The 21525-nt window shown below is 53.7% G+C and carries 17 protein-coding genes; 10 read left to right on the top strand and 7 right to left on the bottom strand.

What is annotated here, in order from left to right:
- The first annotated feature begins 49 nt into the window (after positions 1-49).
- From OH144_RS00470 to OH144_RS00460, 3 genes are all read left to right on the top strand, one after another.
- Positions 50-1258 (top strand): OmpA family protein, encoded by a 1209-nt coding sequence (locus tag OH144_RS00470; protein ID WP_266204330.1) that lies wholly within the window; start codon positions 50-52, stop codon positions 1256-1258.
- A gap of 221 nt (positions 1259-1479) precedes the next feature.
- Complete coding sequence (locus OH144_RS00465) at positions 1480-3822, top strand: TonB-dependent receptor (RefSeq protein ID WP_266204329.1); 2343 nt, start codon at positions 1480-1482, stop codon at positions 3820-3822.
- A gap of 4 nt (positions 3823-3826) precedes the next feature.
- Positions 3827-4930: a PepSY-associated TM helix domain-containing protein gene (locus OH144_RS00460; RefSeq protein ID WP_266204328.1), complete on the top strand. Its 1104-nt coding sequence runs from the start codon at positions 3827-3829 to the stop codon at positions 4928-4930.
- 529 nt (positions 4931-5459) lie between these two features.
- On the opposite strand, the gene OH144_RS00455 is transcribed toward OH144_RS00460, so the two are convergent.
- A complete protein-coding gene (locus OH144_RS00455; protein ID WP_266204327.1) occupies positions 5460-7946 on the bottom strand; it encodes a DUF5686 and carboxypeptidase-like regulatory domain-containing protein in 2487 nt (828 codons plus the stop codon).
- Between the two features lie 298 nt (positions 7947-8244).
- Between OH144_RS00455 and OH144_RS00450 the strand changes: the two genes are divergently transcribed.
- Positions 8245-9837, top strand: coding sequence for a hypothetical protein (locus OH144_RS00450; RefSeq protein WP_266204326.1), 1593 nt, complete (start codon positions 8245-8247; stop codon positions 9835-9837).
- Positions 9838-9945: 108 nt separating this feature from the next.
- On the opposite strand, the gene OH144_RS00445 is transcribed toward OH144_RS00450, so the two are convergent.
- From OH144_RS00445 to OH144_RS00430, 4 genes are all read right to left on the bottom strand, one after another.
- Positions 9946-10698, bottom strand: a complete 753-nt coding sequence (locus OH144_RS00445) for an SDR family NAD(P)-dependent oxidoreductase (protein ID WP_266204325.1) — start codon at positions 10696-10698, stop codon at positions 9946-9948.
- Between the two features lie 3 nt (positions 10699-10701).
- The gene (gene porT, locus OH144_RS00440) at positions 10702-11466 is read right to left on the bottom strand and encodes a type IX secretion/gliding motility protein PorT/SprT (RefSeq protein ID WP_266204324.1); all 765 of its coding nucleotides are present in this window, start codon (positions 11464-11466) and stop codon (positions 10702-10704) included.
- Positions 11415-12137: a bifunctional demethylmenaquinone methyltransferase/2-methoxy-6-polyprenyl-1,4-benzoquinol methylase UbiE gene (ubiE, locus tag OH144_RS00435; RefSeq protein WP_266204323.1), complete on the bottom strand. Its 723-nt coding sequence runs from the start codon at positions 12135-12137 to the stop codon at positions 11415-11417. Before ubiE ends, porT begins: the two co-directional genes overlap by 52 nt.
- 153 nt (positions 12138-12290) lie before the next feature.
- Complete coding sequence (locus OH144_RS00430; RefSeq protein ID WP_266204322.1) at positions 12291-14282, bottom strand: OmpA family protein; 1992 nt, start codon at positions 14280-14282, stop codon at positions 12291-12293.
- Between the two features lie 559 nt (positions 14283-14841).
- Between OH144_RS00430 and yihA the strand changes: the two genes are divergently transcribed.
- From yihA to OH144_RS00410, 4 genes are all read left to right on the top strand, one after another.
- Complete coding sequence (gene yihA, locus OH144_RS00425) at positions 14842-15450, top strand: ribosome biogenesis GTP-binding protein YihA/YsxC (protein ID WP_266204321.1); 609 nt, start codon at positions 14842-14844, stop codon at positions 15448-15450.
- A gap of 73 nt (positions 15451-15523) precedes the next feature.
- The gene (locus tag OH144_RS00420; protein WP_266204320.1) at positions 15524-15931 is read left to right on the top strand and encodes an energy transducer TonB; all 408 of its coding nucleotides are present in this window, start codon (positions 15524-15526) and stop codon (positions 15929-15931) included.
- A 20-nt stretch (positions 15932-15951) separates the two neighbouring features.
- The gene (locus tag OH144_RS00415) at positions 15952-16452 is read left to right on the top strand and encodes a DUF5606 family protein (RefSeq protein ID WP_266204319.1); all 501 of its coding nucleotides are present in this window, start codon (positions 15952-15954) and stop codon (positions 16450-16452) included.
- 775 nt (positions 16453-17227) lie between these two features.
- Positions 17228-17536 (top strand): hypothetical protein, encoded by a 309-nt coding sequence (locus OH144_RS00410; RefSeq protein WP_266204318.1) that lies wholly within the window; start codon positions 17228-17230, stop codon positions 17534-17536.
- 87 nt (positions 17537-17623) lie between these two features.
- Here OH144_RS00410 and fbp read toward each other — a convergent pair whose 3' ends face one another.
- Positions 17624-18631 (bottom strand): class 1 fructose-bisphosphatase, encoded by a 1008-nt coding sequence (fbp, locus tag OH144_RS00405; protein WP_266204317.1) that lies wholly within the window; start codon positions 18629-18631, stop codon positions 17624-17626.
- Between the two features lie 87 nt (positions 18632-18718).
- Here fbp and OH144_RS00400 point away from each other — a divergent pair, with 87 nt between their 5' ends.
- Positions 18719-19993, top strand: a complete 1275-nt coding sequence (locus OH144_RS00400) for an aspartate kinase (protein ID WP_266204316.1) — start codon at positions 18719-18721, stop codon at positions 19991-19993.
- Between the two features lie 75 nt (positions 19994-20068).
- On the top strand, positions 20069-20842 hold the full coding sequence (locus OH144_RS00395) for an enoyl-CoA hydratase-related protein (RefSeq protein WP_266204315.1): 774 nt from the start codon (positions 20069-20071) through the stop codon (positions 20840-20842).
- 245 nt (positions 20843-21087) lie between these two features.
- Here the strand turns inward: OH144_RS00395 and OH144_RS00390 are convergent, their stop codons facing one another.
- Positions 21088-21507, bottom strand: coding sequence for a hypothetical protein (locus OH144_RS00390; RefSeq protein WP_266204314.1), 420 nt, complete (start codon positions 21505-21507; stop codon positions 21088-21090).
- Between the last annotated feature and the right edge of the window lie 18 nt (positions 21508-21525).

Raw genomic sequence — 21525 nt, 5'->3', positions numbered from 1 at the left:
TATAACCATAAATAGTATTTATTTGCTCCTTCAACTCTACCTCTTAGCTATGAAAAAAACATTAGTAACACTCGGATGCACGGCAGCCCTGGTAGCCATTTTTTCCGTCTCTTCTCACGCCCAGTTCGATATCGGCAACAAGGTCAAAAATAAGCTGAACCAGAAAGTGGATCAGAAGATCGACAAGACGATTGATGAGTCGCTGGACGGCAAAAAGAAGAAGACAGCTGCCACTGGTGATGTAGCAGCCGATGACGGAGGCAGTAGTGCTGCTGCCAAAACACCGGAAACCAGAATGAAGGCCTGGACCAAGTATGATTTCGTGCCGGGCGATAAGGTGATGTTCTCCGATAACTTGGCCGGCGAGGAAGTGGGCGAGTTTCCGTCGCGCTGGGACCTGAACAAGGGCAATGCCGAAGTAGCCGTGCTGGGCGATGAAAAGGTTATCAGCCTGGTACAGTCAGGCACCAGCATTCACCCGCTGATGAAAGGGGAGCAGTGGCTGCCGGAAACCTTTACCATAGAAATGGATGTGTTCTTCGACAGCGATAACCCCAACGTGGCCTATTACATATTTCTGGTGGATGACATGAAAAGCTATAACACCGAGGTCAATGGTGATTTTTGGGACCCTATTGATGTAAGGGCAACTCAAGTAAAGCTTAAAACCTTTGGCTCAGAGTCGGAGGAACTGGCGGCTAAGGAAGTGAAGAACCAGTGGCGGCACGTGGCCATCTCGTTTAACAAGCGCAGCATGAAAGTATACCTTGACGAGCACCGCCTGATCAACATACCCAACGTGAACGGCAAGCCCACCGGTCTGCGCATTGAGGTGGACAAGCGGGTGGACGCCAACACCATGGTGAAAAACGTGATGATTGCTCAGGGAGGCAAAAAGCTCTACGACCAGGTAATGACCGACGGCAAAATCGTGACCTACGGCATTAAGTTCGACGTGAACCAGGCCACTATCCGGCCGGAGTCGGTGGGCACGCTGGCAAGTATAGCCAAACTGATGCAGGACGAGCCATCGCTTAAGTTTACGGTTGAGGGCCACACCGACAGCGACGGCGATGAGAACACCAACCTGAAACTGAGCCAGCAGCGGGCCGAGGCCGTGAAATCATACCTGGTAGAGCAAGGCATAGCCGAAGACAGGCTGGCTGCCAAAGGCCTCGGCGAGTCGAGGCCGCTCGACAAGAACAGCACCCCAGAGGCCAAATCAAATAACCGGCGGGTGGAGTTCGTGAAGTTGTAACCACACCGGCAGGTCCTGGCCAGGAGCTGTCATCCCTTTAATCTATACTAATGAAAGTGCCTGCTACAGTCCTGTGGCAGGCACTTTTCGTTTGTCAGGCTGCCCTAGGCTCCGGTGTTGGCACGCTTATTTAGATTTAATTTAAATAAGTCTTGCCTGTTAAAGTCCTAGCATATACTTTTGCCTTATCTATAATCAGTCTAAATAAAATTTACTTATACATGCGAAAGTATCTACTCCTGATTCTCTGGCTTTTTGCTTTGTCCGCTGGGCAGGCGCAAAGCCAAAACGCCAGCATCAGCGGCAAGGTAACCTCACCGAAAGGGCAGGCCCTGGAGCTGCTGACGGTAGCTCTGGAGGGCACCGTGCTCGGAACAAACACCAATGCGGCCGGCGAGTTCACCATCAGCAACATCAAACCGGGCACCTATACTTTGCGCGTGGGAGGCGTGGGCTATAAGGCCGTGCGCCAGCCGGTAACCCTTAACGCCGGCGATAACTTAAACCTCAGCTTCACGGTAGAGCCCAGCACCAGCTCTCTGGATGAAGTAGTGGTGTCGGCGAGCCGCACGGTGGAAACGCTGGACGAGACCCCCGCCTCAGTGTACGTGCTGGATTCGCGCACGCTGCAGGTGCAGTCGCAGATCAGCACTGACCTGTCTAACATACTCGCCAACACCGTGCCCGGCTTGGCGCTTAACAGCAACACCACCAGCAACGTAGGCCAAACCCTGCGCGGCCGCAATGCCTTGGTTATGGTGGACGGCATTCCGCAGTCTACGCCCTTGCGCAACGGCAGCCGCGATGTGCGCACCATCGACCCAAGCGCCATTGAGCGTGTGGAAATAGTAAAGGGAGCCACCGCCGTGTATGGCAACGGGGCCGACGGCGGCCTGATCAACTACATCACCAAGCAACCTAACACCAGCAAACCGTTTAGCGCCTATACTTCACTTACCGGCACCGGCATGCTCTTTCATCCGGATGAATCATTGGGCGGCCGTATTTCCCAGCAGTTTACCGGTAAGATTGAAAACTTCGACTACGTAGCCAGCGGCACCTATGAGAAAACCGGCGTGCTGCGCGACGGCGAGGGTGAGGTAATCTCCCCGGTATATGGCCTGGGCGAGACAAAGATGTACAACGGCTTTGCCAAGGCGGGCTATAATTTCAGCTCCGACCACCGCGTAGAAGCCATGTACAACTACTTCGGCAGCCGCCAGAACTCTGACTACGTGCTACAGGAGGGCGTATATGGCGTGACGCCTTCTATCGGCGTAAAGGGCGAAGTACAGGGCGAGCCGGAGGGCACCAAGTATAACCATAACGCCCAGCTGCGTTACATCGGCAAGAATCTCTCCCTGAACACAAGTATGGAGCTGAGCGCCTACCTGCAAGACTTTTATACCGTCTACGGCTATACGCCCTACTTCGAGGGCGGCGGGCAGTCTACCATTAAATCAGCAAAACACGGGGTGCGCCTGAACCTGAACACACCTTTTAGCATCAGCAGTGATGTAGAAGGCAGCGTGGTGTATGGTGCCGATTATCTGAACGACGTTACTTCACAGCCACTGGTGGACGGCCGCACTTGGGTACCGGAAATGGACCTGAAGAACCTGGCGCCTTACGCTCAGTTGCAGCTCAACATCCTGCAGCACCTGAACTTTAAGGCCGGTTACCGTTTCGATAACGTGTCTATCAACGTGGATGATTTCCAGCAGTTGGTGCTGGCCAGCGGCGCCGGCGGCGATTATGTGCAGGGCGGCGAGCTGAAGTTCAATGCCAGTACCTTTAATGCCGGCCTCCGCTACTCTGCCCTAGAGTACTTCAAGCCCTTCATTAGCTACTCACAAGGGTTCTCCATGATCGATGTGGGCCGTTATGTACGCAGCGCCAAGGAGGACTTCATCTCGCAGATGGACCTGGAGCCGGTGATTGTGAACAACTACGAAGCCGGTTTCCACAGCCAGATCGGCATTGCCTCTTTCAGCGGCGCCTACTACATAAGCACCTCCAAGCTGGGCGCCAACCTGATTGCCAACGAGGCCGGTGTATACGAAATAGAGCGTGCGCCCGAGCGTGTGGAAGGCTTTGAGGCTTTGGTAGACCTGTTCATCTCTCAAAAGATCACGCTGGGGGCCAATGCCTCTTACAGCGAGGGCAAGGCCGACATCAACAACAACGGCGAGTATAACGACACCGAAGACAAATACCTAACCAGTCTGCGCATCCCGCCCTTCAAATTTACCTCATACCTCAACCTGACACCGGTAAACAACCTAAGCGTGAACCTGCAGTGGGTTTACTCCGGCGAGCGTGATCGCTTTGAGCCAAACGCCAAAGGAGGCTATTCCTCCGGTCAGGGACCGGTAGAGGCATTCAATGTGTTCAACGTGGCCGCCTCTTACCAGGCCACCGAGAAACTGAGCCTGAACCTGGGCGTGGAGAACCTGCTCGACAAGGCCTACTACCTGCCGCAGGCCTACTGGTACGGCCGCCACGACAACTTTACAAGAGCTAACGGCGCCAGGTTCCAGTTGGGGGCTGCCTATAAGTGGTAATATTTTGAAGAGACGCGTAAAACGTACATTTTCCATTCACCATTGGTGCGGACTGATAGCCGGGATATTCATCCTGGTTATCAGCCTTTCTGGTGTTATACTTGTTTTTGATGATGACATCGACGAGGCCATGTTCGCCAGCCACTCGCAGCTGGAAAGGCCCGCCTCGTCGCTTCAGGTGGATAAATCGATCGGCTGGGTGAGGGCGGAAAACCCGGGCTGGGACATACGCGTGCCGTCGCTTCCGGCCTCGCCCAACGAGGCGCTGCTGTATGAGCTGCGGCAGGGGCAGCTGCGCAGGTGGCTCTTTGTACACTCTGAGACCGGCGAGAGACTTCATACGGTGGGCCAGGCGCACAATCGTTTCTCTTACGTGGTGCTCAACATCCACTACAACCTGCTCTCGGGCACGCCGGGTAAGATTGTGGTGCTGCTGGTGGGCGTGGCGCTGCTTTTCCTCACCATCACCGGGTTTATACTTTACCGCCGGTCTGTTATAAAGGTGCTCACTTTCCGGCAGAAGATCAGCTTTAGCAGCCGCCGCAGTATGTTCTCCGGCCTGCACCGCGTGGTGGGGGTATGGGCGCTGGCGTTTAACCTGCTGATGTGCGTCACCGGTCTGTCACTGGCTATTACGGTGGTAAATGCTGCCCTGAAGGGAGGCCCGAAAGAAGTAGCCGTGCCGGAGATAACCGCCTCCGTAGATGCGGCTTTGGCAGAGGCGCGCGCCGCATATCCTGATTTCGAGATCACCTACCTCCGCTTCCCGGTTAACGAGGAGGGGAAGATACAGCTGCTGGGCCGCCTGCACTCCGACCCCTCCTACTACGGCAGGTTCTACAGTAAGCTACAGGCAGACTATACCACCGGCGAGCTGGGTGCGCCATACTTTGTCCGCGACCAGCCCTGGCTCGACCGCTTCCTCACCTCGCTGCACCCCATCCACTTCGGCGACTTTGCCGGGCTGTTCGTGCAGCTGCTCTATGCCTTTTTCGGGTTGATGCCGGGCATACTTTCCATCTCCGGCTTCGCGATCTGGTACTACCGTCAGCCACAGCAGGAGCCAAAACCAGTGCAGAGAAGAAGGATGAAAGTGGTAAGGCAGTAGGTTGCGATCGTTTAAATAACCTTATACTACCCTTAAGTTATTGCCTGCCGCAAGATTGTATCTTGTGGCTTTCCTGGGGCCAGTTTTCAACTGGCGATGCAAAACTAAGAGCGGCTCATACTTCGCTCTTCCGGATTTGTAATCCGGAAGCACTTCATATAAGGATTTGCAATCCGGTTTTATACTTTGCGAGCGCAGTGAACCAACTACGGACTGGAAAGGGATTACAAATCCCAATAGTAGTTACTTTCAGATTGCAAATCCGAAAGAGCAATCATCCCTTCTCAGCTGCCCTCGCTCGCCTCTGGCGAGTGTGCATTACTTGGTGGCGTCCCGCCACGTGACATAATAAGTATAAAAGTATAGGCGTGAAAGTATAAACTTCAGCGGCCAGAGGACGTGGGATTGTTTACACCCGCCAGAGGCGAGCGAGGGCCATTTGTGAGAGTCATACTTATACTAGCCAAAAAGGCCGGAGCCGCAGGTTTATACTTGCGGCTCCGGCCTTTTTATACTTTAACTTATACTTCTACAGCTTAAACTGCACCGAGAACTTGAGCCCAAACTTCCGGGTCCCCTCGTCCAGGTGGGTGAGGCGGTGGAAAGCATCCACACGAAGCACTTTAAAGATGTTCTCAATGCCATAGCCCAACTCTACGTAGGGCGTGTGCCCCAGCTGCTTAAACGACTCCTGCCGATTACCTGCGGGTGTTAGCTCCGGCATCAGGTTCTGGTTACTTTGGCTGAGGCTGCCGTAGAGGATGTTGGCCGAGCCCAAAACACGCCACTTGAGCTTCTTGATGAGCGGCAGCCGGTTGAACAGCAGCCCCTCGAAATACTGCTCGTAGTGCAGCGCGGCATAGGTATCGCTGGCGAACTCAAAGTAATCCATCAGGTTATAGGTGGCGTCGTAGTAGAAGGGGGTTTCGTTGCCGGTGTGCACCTCCAGCAGCGGGTACGGCACCGGCGAGAAGATCCTGCCAGCCTCCAGCCTGTAGAGCGCATTGCCCAGGCGGCCCATCACGAACTCCTGCTCCACCCCCAGGTCCACGCGCTGGTAATCCACCGTAGAGCCCAAGGCGTTGTTAAGCCCTAGCGTATACTTCAGGCTCAGCACCGGATAACTGCCGCTGCCCAGGCTGATGCGCTCGTTGTCGTTCTCCACGTACACCTCATCTTTGGCGTAGCGCGTCAGGAAGCTTACCTCCGTGGAGGTAAAACTGCTGGAGATATCATCGGGCTTGTCGGGCCCATTCTTGTAGTAGGCAAAATCGTACTGCGGGTTAAAATAGCGTTTGCGCAGGCTGATGCGCTCGGTCACGCCGCGCAGCACGTCGCGCTGCAGGTATAAGTTGGTCTCGCGCACCATGATCGGGCGGCGTAGCTCCCCAAACCTGGAAAAGCCCAGGAAGAACGGGCTCGACTCGAGTTTATCTGACATCAACCCCACCTGCCCCAGATCCTCCGAGTGCGTAAACCCAACTTCGCTCCAGCGCTTGCGGCTGAAGATATAGCGCCCGCCCAGGCTATATTTATACTTCTGGTCGTCGGTGCCGTAGGCTGCATACCCGCGCAGCTCCAGTTTGTTGCTGAAGTTGATGTTGGTCTTGCCGCCCATCTGAAAGCGGTGCCCCTCCACGTCGTTGTAAGCATACGTATACGGCCAAGGCCCCCAACTTACCTTCCCAAAACTCTTGTAGCCGGTACCCAGCACCGTCACCACTTCTGTAAAGCGCTTCACTTTGGGCGTTTCGCGGAGGGCGTTGATGGTGGCGTATACCTGCTGGTCGGCTACACTGAGGGTATCGTGGCGGCGCTGCTCCCAGAAATCCGCTGCCTGCCTGTCGGCCCCGGCCAGTAGCTCCACCGGCTTATCGAAGAAGGTCGTCTCCTCGGGCTGGTTCACCACCACATCCCGGTAAGAAGTATACACCTTGGCTAATATGCCCGGGCGCTTCGGTGTAAGGCCCACGATCTTGATCTTCACCTCCGTGCCAGCCGGCATCCAGGCCTTCTCCCCCACCTGCTGCAGCTCCTGCTTCAGGGCAATACCCTCCACAAAGTTGATGTTGGCTGATTTACTGACAGTAGCCTCCAGCTTGCGCAGCGCGTAGCCATCCGCCGTAACCCACATGCGGCCGTTAAAGGCCAGGTCCTGCGGGCGCTTCTGTTTAAAGCTTAGCTCGTAGCACCAGTCGTCGCCGATGTAGGTGCTGTCCTCCAGTTCGTAGTTGTAGTAGCCCTTCCAGCCGTCGGCAATCGGGCTGATAAAGTTCTTCTGCAGCACGCTCACCCAATTCTGGTAGAAGTTATAGTCCTGGTAGCTGCTGCCGATCACCTGCGAGACCAGCGTACCGTCCTGCAGGCCTATGCCTGTTACCTTTGTGGCTTTGATGATCTCCTTGTTTCGCTTCGGGTCGCGGGTATAGTAAAAATCAGAGAGGGACTCGGAGATAAAGAACGGTAGTAGCTTTTTGCCATCCTCGCCGGCCAGGTACATTTGCGAGTCTACCAGCGAGGTGATGGCCTTGCCCACGACGCCCTTGCCTTTTTGCTGCCCCACGTTGTCCACATCGAACTGCATTTTAGTGTAGGCCTCGTATTGGTAAGCGGTAAGCTTGCGCTTATCGTTGGCATTTTTGTTTTCCATCACGCGGCGCATGATGGGCCAGGCCGGGTTTTCGCCGGGGCGGATCACCACCTCCTGCAGCTGCTGCGCGTTGGTGCGCAGCTTAAAGTCCAGCGTCTGCACGGCCACCCCCTTCTGCACCGGCAGCGTGAGCGGCAGGTATCCCACAAAGGCAGCCGTCAGGGAGTCGGGCGTGGTGGATAGACGGATGCTATACTTGCCCTCCACATCCGTGGAAGTACCAATAGAGGAATTCTTAACGAAGATGCCCACAAAAGGAAGGGCCTCGCCCGTCGCGGCATCCGTTACCTGTCCCGAAATACGGGTTTGCGCGTGGCTCACCAGGGAGGCAAGTATCAGCAGGAAGAAAACAATATATCTTTGCAAAGCTATATTTTTAAAAGCGAGCAAAGGTAGGAGTATTTCTCTAATTCTCCACAATATTTGTTTAGACAACAATCCACCTAAAGCACTGAATCTGTATCGGGTTTCCTGGAGTCGGACCAAGCGCACCTCTATACTTTCCCATAACATAAATCGTATTTGGCCTGTTTGGAGTATAAACATACTCCAAATTACCTTCACTGCTTTATTTCGTCCCTTGCCTAAAGCATGACCTCCGTTCACATGAAAACATTACTGTCGTTTTACGTTAAATAAGCTACTAAACAGAATCTACATCTGTATGAAACCATATTGGAGGCAGGTTATTCTTGCCCTTATCTTAATCACTTCGGCTGGCTGTGCCAGGAAGAACTTCTATGCCGAAACCCCGGTAGTAGATGCTGAAGTATACCAACGCCTGAAAACCGACCCTAAGGCCACAGACAGCGTGACGGTTAAAGCAGGCGCGCATTATAAGCGCGGTTTCCTGCACCGCCTGTTCTGGGGACAGCACCACCGCCCGCTCTGGAGTGCTCCCGTTACCGTGCCGGTGTTCGAGATGGATACCACCTGGGGCGGCCTGAAGGTGGAGAAGCTCGGCGGCGGTTTCCAGACAACCAGCTTTACCATGGTCGGCCCCAACAATAAGACGTATGCCCTCCGCTCCCTCGACAAGGAGCCCTCTGAAGTGCTGCCCAACGTATGGCGCAAGACCTTTGTGGTAAACATCCTCCGCGACCAGATCTCGGCCATTAACCCGTACGGTGCGCTGGTCCTTCCGCCCATGGCCAGGGCAGCCGGCATTCCGCACGCCGCGCCGCAGCTGGTGTATGTGCGCCCCCACGATGCCGACTTTGGCGAGCACGAGGAAGTAGCCAGCAACAAGGTATACATGCTGGAAGAAAAGTATACCGACGAGCGCATGGTGGACGAGATCACTGGCAACCCCAGCGACATAGTGGGCAGCGGCAAAATGCTAAATCATCGGTTCGGAGAGGACGATCATTTCATAGACCAGACAGCCTTCGCCAAGGCGCGCCTATTCGACTTGCTCATCAACGACTGGGATCGCCACGAGGGGCAGTGGGAATGGGCAGAGTTCGAGCGCGGCGGCAACCACTACTACCGCCCCATTCCCAAAGACCGCGACAACGCCTTTTACCGGTTCCAGGACGGCATCATCCCCTGGATCTTCAGCCGCAACTGGGCTATCCGTAAGTTCGAGTCGTTTGATGAAGACTTTGAGGATGTATATGCCCTTACCATTAACTCGCAGTTTATAGACCAGCGGGCGCTCTCTAAAGTCACCCGTGAGCAGTTCGACTCGCTGGCCGTGGCGCTGCAGCAAAGTATAACCGACGAGGTAATAGCGCAGGCGGTGCGCCAGTTCCCGGAGGCTATCTATGAGTTGGAGGGGGAGCGCACGAGCGAGAAGCTCATCAGCCGCCGGAATCAGCTGCGCGAGGCGGCTGCTAAATTCTATGAAATTCTGGCAAAGGAAGTATTAGTAATAGGCACCGACGAGGAGGACAAATTTGAGGTGAAGCGCCTGAACGACGAGGAAACAGAGGTAACCGTGCGCCGCAAGTCTGATGATATGGTGACGTACCACCGCATCTTTAAGCGCCCGGAAACAAAGCTGATCACCCTGCATGGTCTGGCTGAAGACGATAAGTTTGAGGTTAGCGGAGAGGTCAGGAAAAGCATCAAGGTAAAGATTGTGGGTGGCCGTGGGGAAGATGAGATAACGGATAAGTCCAGAGTTGGCGGCTGGGGGAAGAAAACCCGCGTGTACGACACTGTACGTGGTACGGAGTTGGAGGCCGGCCCGGAAACAAAAGACAAGCGCACCAGCGACGTACGCGTACACGCCTTCGACCGGGAGGGGTTTTAAGCAATACTTCTACCAGTAGGCGAAAAAGAGGGGTAAAAGCAGAAGTCCCCGCCTCCCTGAACTTTATACTTCAGGGAGGCGGGGACTTCTGCTTTATACTTTGCCAGCTTACTGCTCTTTCACCACAATGGTAGATGAAGCCTGGGCAGCAGGCAGCACCAGCACCTCCGCCAAATTCACATGCGCAGGGCGCGTCACGATAAAAGCGATCAACTCGGCAATATCCTGGGCCTGCAGCGGCTCGAAACCCTTGTACACCGAGGCAGCGCGCTCAACGTCTCCCTTAAAGCGGACCTCCGAGAACTCCGTCTCTACCAGCCCCGGGTTTATCTCTGATACCTTAATGCCATACTGCACCAGGTCCATGCGCATCGCCTTAGATAGGGCATCCACAGCATGCTTGGAGGCGCAGTACACGTTACCGTTCGGATACACTTCCTTGCCGGCAATAGAGCCGATGTTGACAATATGGCCGCTGCCCTGCTCCTGCAGCAGCGGCAGCACAGCTTTGGTCACGTACAGCAGCCCTTTTACGTTAATGTCTATCATGGCGTCCCAGTCTTCCAAAGAGCCATCCTGTACCGGCGCCAGGCCATGGGCGTTTCCGGCATTGTTCACCAGCACCTCCACCTTCCGCCACGCATCCGGCAACGAAGCAACGGCCTCCAGCACCGCCTCCCTGTCGCGCACGTCGAACACCAGCGGGTATACTTTGTCAGTACCCAGCTTTTGCTGCAGCTCCTGCAGGCGTTCCTCACGGCGACCCGTTGCGATGATGCGGTATCCTTTTTGCGCCAACTCTATGGCAGTGGCAAGCCCGATGCCTGAGGTGGCCCCGGTAACTAATGCAATCCTGGTCATTTCTTATTCAAAGAAAAGTATGAGTGATACGTTGTGATGGGTCAGCTTGTCGATAGAACGGCTGTAGGTACTATTTGACAAAAGCTTATGCTGGTTCATCAGGCCGTGCGAGAAACGCAGCTCCGGGGCAAACTTAAAGTAGGGGTAAAAGATATCGACGCCGATGCCATACTCCAGCGCGAGGTCAAACTTCTCCACCTCCAGGTTATTATCAACCTTAGCACCATTAGTACCTTTTCCTAAATCGATACCCGGTTTAACGCCTGCCACGATGTAAGGCCTGTAGTTGGAGCGGCGCTTGGACTTATACTTCAGCAGCACCGGCAACTCGATCATGGTGTTGCTGATCGTCTCAAACATGACGTCCTCCGTTTCCTCAACAGTAGGCACCCGGGTAAACTCTAGGGTACGGCTGTAAAACCCTACCCCCGGCACAAAGCGGGCATCCAGGTAATCGGCCAGGCGCACGTTCAGCACTAGACCGGTATAAAAGCCCAGGGAGTTTTTGGGGTTGATGGCTTCATCACTACCTTGCGCAATACGGTCAACATACTCCTGCGAGTGATGCACGTTATACTTGGTGAGCGGCAGGGACAGGTAAAAACCGTAGTGCACGGGCCGCTCGTCGTAGCCGGGCTTGTTCAGGGCGTTTACTTTTTGCTGGGCCTGGGCTGTGCCGCATAGCAGCAGACCAAGTATAAACAGGCCGCAAAAGGTTATTTTTTGCCTGTGTAGATCGAGCTTATGCCAAATGTGAGTGAATGCCATTTCGTGGTCCTAAATCCGACTTTTTGATAGATGTCTAAAAAACGCTGCCCGTCCGGGAACGCCTGCACCGACTCGGGCAGGTACGTATAGGCAGCAGTATCCTTAGAAACGAGTTTACCTACCGCTGGTAGTATATTCTTGAAATAAAATTGATAGAGCTGCTTCATCGGGAAGGCGCGCGGCATGGAGAACTCCAGCACCACGGCCATTCCGCCCGGCTTCAGCACGCGGTACATCTCCGAGAGGCCCTTCTCCAGGTTCTCAAAGTTGCGCACGCCAAAGGCCACCGTAATGGCATCAAACGTATTATCGGCAAACGGCAGGTTCTCCGAGTCGCCATACTTCAGCTCAATCTTATCGGTGAGGCCCTTCTTGGCCAGCTTCTCCCGTCCTACGGCCAGCATGCCCTCCGAGATGTCCACGCCCGTGATTTTATCCGGGTTCAGGCGCAGGGTCTCAATGGCAAAGTCGGCAGTACCGGTGGCAATGTCCAGCACCTGCTTTGGCTTTTGGGGAGCCAGCAGGCTTACGGCCTTCTTTCTCCAGATAATATCGATGCCAGCGCTCAAAAAGTGGTTCAGGAAATCATACTTGCCGGCAATGTTGTTAAACATCGTGGCCACCTGCGACTTCTTGTTCTCGTTCTGGTCTTTATAAGGTACTACCGCCATGGGTTAGGATAAAATGATTGTAACAGGGCAAAAATACTGTACCTAAAACTATATTCCGCAGATTATGTTCCGAAATATAAAAAAAGCAGGCCGGGCATGTGCCGGCCTGCTTCTGGAGTATAGTTCTGCTGGCGCGAAGGCCATGCTTTCAGTTTACTGCACTTCCTGTCCCTGCTGAATCTCCTCACGCTTCAGCACACGGAAGATCGTTCTGCGGTTCAGCTGCATGTTGTCAGCCGATGTGTTCGGCACAGCTGGTCTGCTCTCGCCGTAGCTTACCGTTACCATACGCTTAGCCGAGATGTCCTTGCCCACCAGGTAATCGAAAGCGGCGTCAGCACGGTTCTGGCCCAGTGTCATGTTGTAAGAGTCGCTGGCACGTGAGTCGGTGTGGCCTTCGATGCTGATGTTCAGCGTTGGGTTTGCCTTCATGATCTCAGCAATTCTGTCCAGCTCCTGGATTGCCTCCGGGCGCAGGTCATACTTGTCTGTAGCGAAGTAGATGTTTTCCATCTGGAAATCACCCACAGCCGCGTCCGGCGCAAGTCGCGCGATACGGGCAGCCGTCGTGTCATCCAAAGTCACGAAGAAGTCTTTTCTGATCGTCGTCGTATCGTCGAGTACAACCGGCACTTCAAACTCCTGCGTCTCCAGCACCTCGCCGTCCAGAGAGAGCTGCACCTGGTAGTTACGGCCAGACAGCACGTTCACGTTATAGGTAGCGGAGTCCGGCTTGCTCACATCGCGGTAAGAGATCGGGCGGTTATCCGCCTGCTGACCGTTGAAGATCAGTTCCACGCCTGGCAGTGTCAGGGTGCTGTCGCCCTGCACCAGCACACGGCCTTTCACATCCGCGTTTTTGATGTAGTTGATGGTGTAGATATCCTTCTCTCCGTAGCCACCAATGCGGTAAGACGACAGGTAAGCGTAGCTTCCGTCCGGCGCCAAACGGTAGTAGGTGTCATCATCCGGCGTGTTGATCGGGGAGCCCAGGTTTTCCGGACGGGCCCAGCGGCGTGCCACCGAGTCATACTTGGAAGCGAAGATATCGTAGCCACCCATGCTGTTGTGTCCACGCGAGGCGAAGAACAGGGTACCGTCAGCCGACAGGTAGGGGCTGTCCTCGTCGAAACGGGAGTTAATCGTTCTGCCCAGGCTCTTGGGGTTGCCCCAGTTGCCGCCTTTGTCGCGCTGCACCATATACAGGTCCAGGTCACCGTTCTCAGAGTAGTGGCTGGTGGAGAAGAACAGCGTGGTTCCGTCTGGCGTGATGTAGGCGTCAGACTCAAAGTCGCGGGTGTTTACTTTGTCGCTGATGCTCTTCGGTGTGCCCCAGCTTCCGTCGGGCTGGCGCTCAGACACCATAATGTCGCCGTTGTTAACCGATTGGTAGAGCAGCAGCTTTGTATCGTTGTCGAACAGTTGGATAGAGGCATCGTGGCCGGGGCTGTTCAGGGCACCTGGCACAATGCGCGGTTTCTCCCAAGAGTCCACGCCAGTACGGTTGGTCTCAAAGATATCCTCGAAGTACTCGCCATCCTCGGCTGCCTTACCACCGGTGGCTCCCTCCGCGCGGGAGGTGAACAGCAGGTAGTTGTAGTCTGACGAAATAACCGGGCTGTGCTCCGAGAATGCCGTGTTTACGTCACCACCCAGGTTCTTCACAAACACGTCCTTAGGGTTTGCTACCTCGCGCTTGGCGTTCTTAGCGTACTGGATCAGCTGCGCCACTTCCTCCTTACGCTCTACGTTTCGGGGTTTGATGGTTTTCTGGTAGTTCTGGAAGTGCTCGATGGCGCTGTCGAAGCGGTAGTTAATGTGGTCGGTACGGCCCAGCCAGTACTCCAGCTCTTTGTCCACTTTCGGGTTCAGCTCTGCAGCGCGGTACAGGTAATCAGCCGACTTCTCCTTGTCGAAGGTCAGGTAGCTGATGCCTGCAAAGTACAGGGCCTTGGCATTGTTAGGGTCCGCAGCCAGCACCTGGTCATAGTAAGGCAGCGCCGCGCGGTAATTTTCCTTCTTAAAAAATTTGTTGGCGGTTCGCATTTGTTTCCTGGTGCTTTGTGCCGATGCAGTGGCAGCCAAAAGGCATACCATGGCAAGCAGCAGAGAAACCCGCGAGAACGATTTGGCTAAATAATTCATGTGATAAAGGGTTTGTTATACTTTCCTAAATGTTTGGGTGATGGTAAATACTTTCGGATCATGATGCAGCCTCTACAGTCGGCATAGCTAATCCTGCATCTATACGAGATATATAAAATTTAGTATATGTTAAACACATATATCCCTATAAAACTTTCTGAACTGTGTACGTATTGGATCTCCGAAAAGAGTAAGCGGGCTTTTCGGGCTGCCTGCCAGCAAAGGAGGCGTAGGTATAAAGTTACTCACACGAAATTGAATCGACAGCAAATATATATAATATATTATATTAACAAGCGATATTTTTTCCACTAATCAGACAACTTTTCACAGGGTAGTTCCTATACAAGTATGAGCAAGGCCGGCGCGCTCCGAAAATTTTCTGCCGGTTTCTGCGTTACAGGTAAGGCGGCCATAAACGCCGCCAGCCGTGGAGAATTTATTCGCTACCTTTGGGGTTTATACGTTGCGCCTCCCTTAGAAACGGGGGCCTGAGGGGTGCCTCTCCTGCTAAAAACAGCGAGGGACCTCACTTACCAGAACCACAAAACGTTATAGCATGGTTATTAAGGAAGCTAAATTCTTGATGAGTAACACAAAGGTGGAGGCCTGCCCTACCCCCGATAAGCCAGAGTACGCCTTTATCGGGCGCTCCAATGTGGGCAAATCGTCGCTCATCAACATGCTTACCGAGCAGAAGAAGCTTGCCAAAACATCGGGGCAGCCAGGCAAAACCCAACTCATCAACCACTTCCTTATTAATGATGAGTGGTACCTGGTGGATTTGCCCGGCTACGGCTACGCCAAAGTGAGCAAGAGCTCGCGCGAGGAATGGCGCCGTATGATCAACTATTACCTGCAGAAGCGGGAAAACCTGACCTGCGTATTTGTGCTGATAGACAGCCGCCACGACCCGATGGCCCCAGACGTGGAGTTCATCCACCAGCTCGGCAACATGGGCGTGCCGTTTGTTATCGTGTTCACCAAACTCGACAAGCAGTCGTCCATCAAGACAGACTCAACCATAGCCGCGTGGAAGCGTAAACTGCGTGAAACATGGGATGAACTGCCCCAGATGTTCCGCACTTCCTCAGAAAAGCAGATTGGCCGCGACGAGATCCTTACCTTTATAGACGAGGTGAACGCGCAGGTGCAGAATCAGCACTGAGCGAACCAAGGTTAACATTTAACTGGAGAGGCGGCAGGCCCCGTGATGTAGAAAATTTTAAATGTTTACCCTTATGAGAACCAGAATTTCATTTTTGTTTATTTTATTTGCCATGCTGGCAGTTACGGCGAGTGCCCAAAGCGGCAGCAAGGCAACGGCTCAGGCCTCTAAAGAGGAAAACGTTTGGGTACCTGACAAGCCCATTCCTGTGGCAGACTTCTATGAGGGAGGCCAGGAGGCCATGTACAAAGCCATCTATAAGGAGCTGCAGTACCCGATGCTGGCCAAGCGCAACCGCGTGCAGGGCGACTGCATCATCAGCTTCACTGTGAACCCGGATGGGTCCACGTCTAATTTTAAAGTATTGCGCAATGCCGGTGCAGGCACTGGCGAGGAGGCGCTGCGCGTGGCCAGGCTGCTTAAGTTTAAGGCGCCCGGCTTTGGCGTGGATGCCAGCATCCCAATCGTATTTAAATTATAAACGAAACAGACATACTACCTATGCCTATTGATTTAAGACAAGTTGCAGCAGTTTCTGGCCAGAGTGGCCTGTACCGTGTAGTAAAGCCTACACGCACCGGTGTGATTTTGGAGAGCCTGGAGGAGAACCCTAAGACCATGGTAGCGCAGGCGCGCCACCGCATGTCGCTGCTCGACGAGATCTCTATCTATACTACTGACGGGGAGGGCACCGTGCCGCTTGCAGAAGTGTTTGACCGCGTAAACGAAAAGTATGGCGAGAGCCTGCCGCTGAGCGATAAGCCCGGAAACGAAGACTACAAGGAGTTTATGGCCAGCGTGCTGCCAAACTACGACGAGGACCGCGTATACGTGTCGGACATGAAAAAGCTGGCGACCTGGTACGCCATCGTGCGACAACACGTTGGCTTTACTGAGGCAGCTAAACCTGAATCAAAAAAGGCAACAGAAAAACCAGAGGCTGAGGAAAAAGCCCCTGCCGAGAAAAAGCCTTCCAAGAAGAAATCCGAGAAGGAAGCATAAATATAAAAGCCCTCCCCAACGGAGGGCTTTTTGTTTCAGCCGGCTTATACATAGCCTGAAGTATGGAAGCATAGGAGCGTCTACTTTATACTTGAGCTGTACTTTGCCCATACTTCTGCTGGCGCGGGCTTGCAGCCCGTGTCTTTTTATTCGTTGGGTTTTCAACTCGACCGGCTCCCTTTCGCTGTTCCGGACATCCCTGTCCGGAACCTTCTCTGCTACGGATTTCCTAATCCGCGTAGGGCATACTGTATACTTGATTTATACTTCCCTAGCCGCCGCTTTCCGCAACTTGAGCCAAGCTATACTTTGTAGCTCCCGGATCCTCCAGACTTACATACCTACTGTTGCATTTCATACTTTGGCTCCCTCCAGGCCGGGAGGCCTCGTCTTCCCGCATCGCGCTGTGTACATTTCCTGCCCTCGTACCTCGGGCTGCCTCGCCTCCGGCTCGGCACCGTAAATTTACAAGGCGCTCAACGGAAAGACTGGGATCAGATTCAGTAGCTGCAGCTTTAGCGTTGCCACAAGTATAAGCATGAGAAGCATAAGTGCTTTTATACTCTGTCCTTTGGCAAATAGCCTTTCGTCCAGAATCCTTGATAGCTCCCCTCGGGGTGGGGACGGGGTAATCGCAACGTGGGCTATAACGCATAAGCGGGGGAGGCATAAAAGTATACTTTATACCCTAATCAAAGTATAAAGTATAAACATTGCCGCTTTCAGCTATTTATAGTTTCAGCAGCATTTTCTAAAGTATACGTACCTTTGCCTGATGCCGTACTCACCTGCCATACTTACGGGCACCACCAACCACCTGCAGCGCATTTTTGAGGTGGATAACTTGCCCTCTACCAACCTGGAGGCGCTGGAGTTTAAGCTGGCTCACCTCGTGCAGCAGCTCCTCCGCAACGACTTCAGCCGCCTGTTGCACATCCTCTACCGTATTGACGTGGACGAGCAAAAGGTAAAACAGGCCATGGTGGATGCCGACGAGGAGATCATTGCCACCCGCATTGCCCGCCTTATACTCAAGCGGGAGATCCAGAAAGCCGAAACCAGGCTAAGGTACAGCAGCCGCTAAAAGCAAGAAAGGCAGAGAGCTTTCCGCCCGCTGCCTTTGTGATGCTGTTGTTGATTACTAATTCCAGATGTGTTGGGATGGGTTGGGTTAGTTTACGGCCACTTCGGCCTTCAGGAATTCCTCCGCCTTGTCTACCATCTCGGGCGAGCCGATAAACAGCGGGCAGCGTTGGTGCAGTTCTGTTGGCACCAGCTCCATGATGCGCTGCGAGCCGTCGGTAGCCTTTCCGCCGGCCTGTTCCACAATAAACGCCAGCGCGTTGCACTCATACATCAGGCGCAGCTTGCCCTTGGGCACTTTAGTAGTGGAGGGGTAGATGTAAATGCCGCCCTTGAGCAGGTTTCGGTGGAAATCGCCCACCAGCGAGCCAATATAGCGCGCCGAGTACTCGTTGTCCTTGCAATACTGTACATACTGCTTCACCCCTTCCGGGAAAAAGTTGTAGGTACCCTCGTTGATGGAGTAGATCTTACCCGTTTTTGGCGTGCAGATGTTCGGGTGCGAGAGGAAGAACTCGCCCAGCGTCGGGTCGTAGGTGAAGCCGTTTACGCCTGCGCCTGTGGTATACACCAGCATGGTGGAGGAGCCGTAGATGATGTAACCCGCCCCTACCTGGCGCACGCCCGGCTGCAGGCAATCTTCCATGGTGCCGTCGCAGCCTTGGTCGGAGGTGCGGCGGTAGATCGAGAAGATCGTGCCGATGGACACGTTCACATCGATGTTGGAAGAGCCGTCCAGCGGATCGATGGCAACGATGTACTTGCCGCGGGTATTGCCCGTCTGGATCGCCTCGTCTTCCTCCTCCGAAATGATGGTGCACACTTCGCCGCCGTTGCGCAAGGCACGTATAAAGCGGATGTTTGCGATCACGTCCAGCTTCTGCTGGTCCTCGCCCTGCACGTTCTGCTGACCGTAGGCGCCGGTGACATCCAGCAGGCCCGCGCGGTTAATTTCGCGGTTCACGATCTTCGCCGCCAGGGCAATGTCGCGAAGCAACTGAGACAGCTCCCCGGTAGCGAACGGGAAGTCCTCTTGCTTTCTCATGATAAACCTGTCCAGCGTTGTGCCTACAGGCAGTCCGAGTTTGTCATTCATAAAGATGATTTTTACCTATAGCTTTAAATTTATTACAAAAATATCATTTTTAGGCTATATTCCGAATGATGCCTAATTTTACCGTGTATGAGTATAGAAAGGATTAAAGTATACAAATTTGGCGGCGCCTCTGTAAAAAGCGCCGGATCGTTCCGGAACCTGGCCCGCATCCTTAAAACGCAGGGCCATGAGGGCCAGCTGCTGGTGGTGGTGTCGGCTATGGGCAAGACCACCAATGCCTTGGAGGCGCTGCTGCACCTGGCTTACCGGCAGCAAAGCTTCTCTTCTGAGTTAGCAAGCCTGAAGGATTATCACCTGCAGGTGCTGCGCGAACTGTTGGTAGATCAGGAGCACCCGGCCTTTCAGCGGCTGGAGCATTTGTTCGAGCTACTGCACGATCAGCTAAAGGGAATCACCCCGAACGACAATTTTGATAGGGTATACGATCAAACTGTCAGTTTTGGCGAACTTTTTTCGTCGGCCATACTGCATTATTTTCTGGCGGAGCAGGATATTTATAACACCCTGATAGACAGCCGGAAGTATATCCAAACCGATACTAACTGGCGCGAGGGCAAGGTAGACTGGGCCTGGACCGAGCGCCTGATCCGCCGCGACGTGCCCCACCTGTTGCAGCAAGGACTGGTGGTAACGCAGGGCTTCCTGGGGGGCACCAACAACGGCCTCACCACTACCCTGGGCCGCGAGGGCTCCGATTTTAGCGCCGCCATCTTTGCCTTCTGCCTCGATGCCGACAGCATGTACATCTGGAAGGATGTGGAAGGTCTGCTCAACGCTGACCCCAAATATTTTGCGGATACCGTGCGCTACCCGGAGATATCTTACCAGGAAACGGTGGAGATGGCCTATTACGGCGCCTCTGTGATCCATCCCAAAACCATAAAACCGCTGGCCAATAAAAAGATACCGCTCTATGTGAAGTCTTTCCTGAACCCGGAGGGCGAAGGCACTAAAATCTGCGACTGCCGCTTTGAGGTGATTGCACCGGCTTACATTATCAAAGAGAAGCAGTGCCTGGTGTCGTTTGGGGTGAAGGATTTTACCTTTATCTCGGAGAAGAACCTGGGCACGATCTTTAACGCGCTCTCGGAACTGCGGATTAAGATCAACCTGATGCAAAACTCGGCTATCTCCTTCTCCATCTGCACCGATTACAACCAGGAGCGCCTGCAGCGGCTGATACAGACGCTGCAGGACCAGTTCGTAATCCACTACAACACCAACCTGCAGCTGTATACCATCAAGAACTACAATGCAGAAAGTATAAAGCGCATCTCAGAGGGCAGGGAGGTGCTGCTGGAGCAACGCACGCGTACTACCTTCCAGATCGTGAGCCGGTAGTTTATACTTTGCTCGTTTCCATACTTGCAGCAAAAAGCTAACTTCATACGTCATTAACCGAAACTTATCTAAACTATGGAATTTATACTTGTAACCCCGCAGGCGCAGCCGCACGTGGCGCTTATCCAATTAAACAGACCTAAAGAGCTGAACGCCCTGAACCTGCAGCTGATGGGCGAGTTGCGCGATGCCCTGAAAGCGCTGGATGAGGACGATGCCGTGCGGGCCATCATCATCACCGGTAACGAACGCGCCTTTGCCGCCGGCGCTGACATTAAACAAATGGCCGGCAAAACCGCCATCGACATGCTCAACATCGACCAGTTCTCTACCTGGGACCAGATCCGCAAGACGAAGAAACCAATCATTGCTGCCGTATCCGGTTTCGCACTGGGCGGCGGCTGCGAACTGGCCATGACCTGCGATATGATCGTGGCCTCGGAAACGGCGCAGTTCGGCCAGCCGGAGATCAAGATCGGGGTGATGCCGGGAGCCGGAGGCACGCAGCGCCTGACAAAAGCCATCGGCAAGGCCAAAGCCATGGAAATGGTGCTGACCGGAAAGTTCATGAGCGCCGACGAAGCAGAGAAGCATGGGTTGGTAAACCGTGTGGTGCCGGTGGAGCTGTACCTGGAAGAGGCCTTTAAACTGGCCTCGGAAGTAGCGCAGATGTCACCGGTAGCGGCAAAACTCGCCAAGGAAGCCGTGAACCGCTCCTTCGAAACCAACCTGGACGAAGGCCTATACTTTGAACGCAAGAACTTCTACCTCTGCTTCGCCTCCGAAGACCAGACCGAAGGCATGAATGCCTTTGTAGAGAAACGCAAGCCGGAGTTTAAGGGAAGGTGATTGGATTTAGAGCGTTGGGGAGTTAGAAAGCTATTTACCCCCTCCTTGTCTAAGGAGGGGAGTTTTTACTTACTACTTTGAACTGTATTGCACGTCACTACATGTTCTTACTAAAGTAAGCTTTTATTTCCTCAGGCACTGCCTCCAACTGCTGGCAAACATCTTTAAAGGCGAAGGAACTGGATACCTAATTCCTTCAGTATTTGAGCGCGGCCAGGGTCTGCTAATTCTACACCTGTCCCGCTTCAGCCTTTTAAAATATTGTTGTTAACCCACTCCACGGCTTCCAATTTATGATAAAAGAACCTTATCTCCGGGCCATGGACACTTTCAGGAGTTGCTCTTGGTATTGTGGCCCCTGGGCTTACTACATTGGCTATAAGCCGAATATCCGAGTTGCTCCCCGCTTTTTTAATCCAATCATATTTTATTATGTCTGTCAGGAATTCGGTAGAAGCATCAAAGAAATCCTGTACATCGATTATAACGGCGCGGCAATCATGCCTTCCGATAAACTCCCGTATTCCATCCTCCACCTCTTTTATACTTTCTCCGGTGGCGGTGCCTTTCCAGATAATCGATAGTGCTTTATTGTTTTCCAGGTACCTGATTGTGCAGTAACGCCGGCCCAGGCTGTTCTTGTAATGTATAAAATTCTGCTCCATTGGCTGGGTTAGGTTTCC

Origin of the sequence: Pontibacter kalidii (genome assembly GCF_026278245.1) — a bacterium.
Lineage (GTDB): Bacteria > Bacteroidota > Bacteroidia > Cytophagales > Hymenobacteraceae > Pontibacter > Pontibacter kalidii.
The sequence above is the reverse complement of the archived record's forward strand: the minus strand, read 5'-3'. Positions and strand labels throughout refer to the sequence as shown.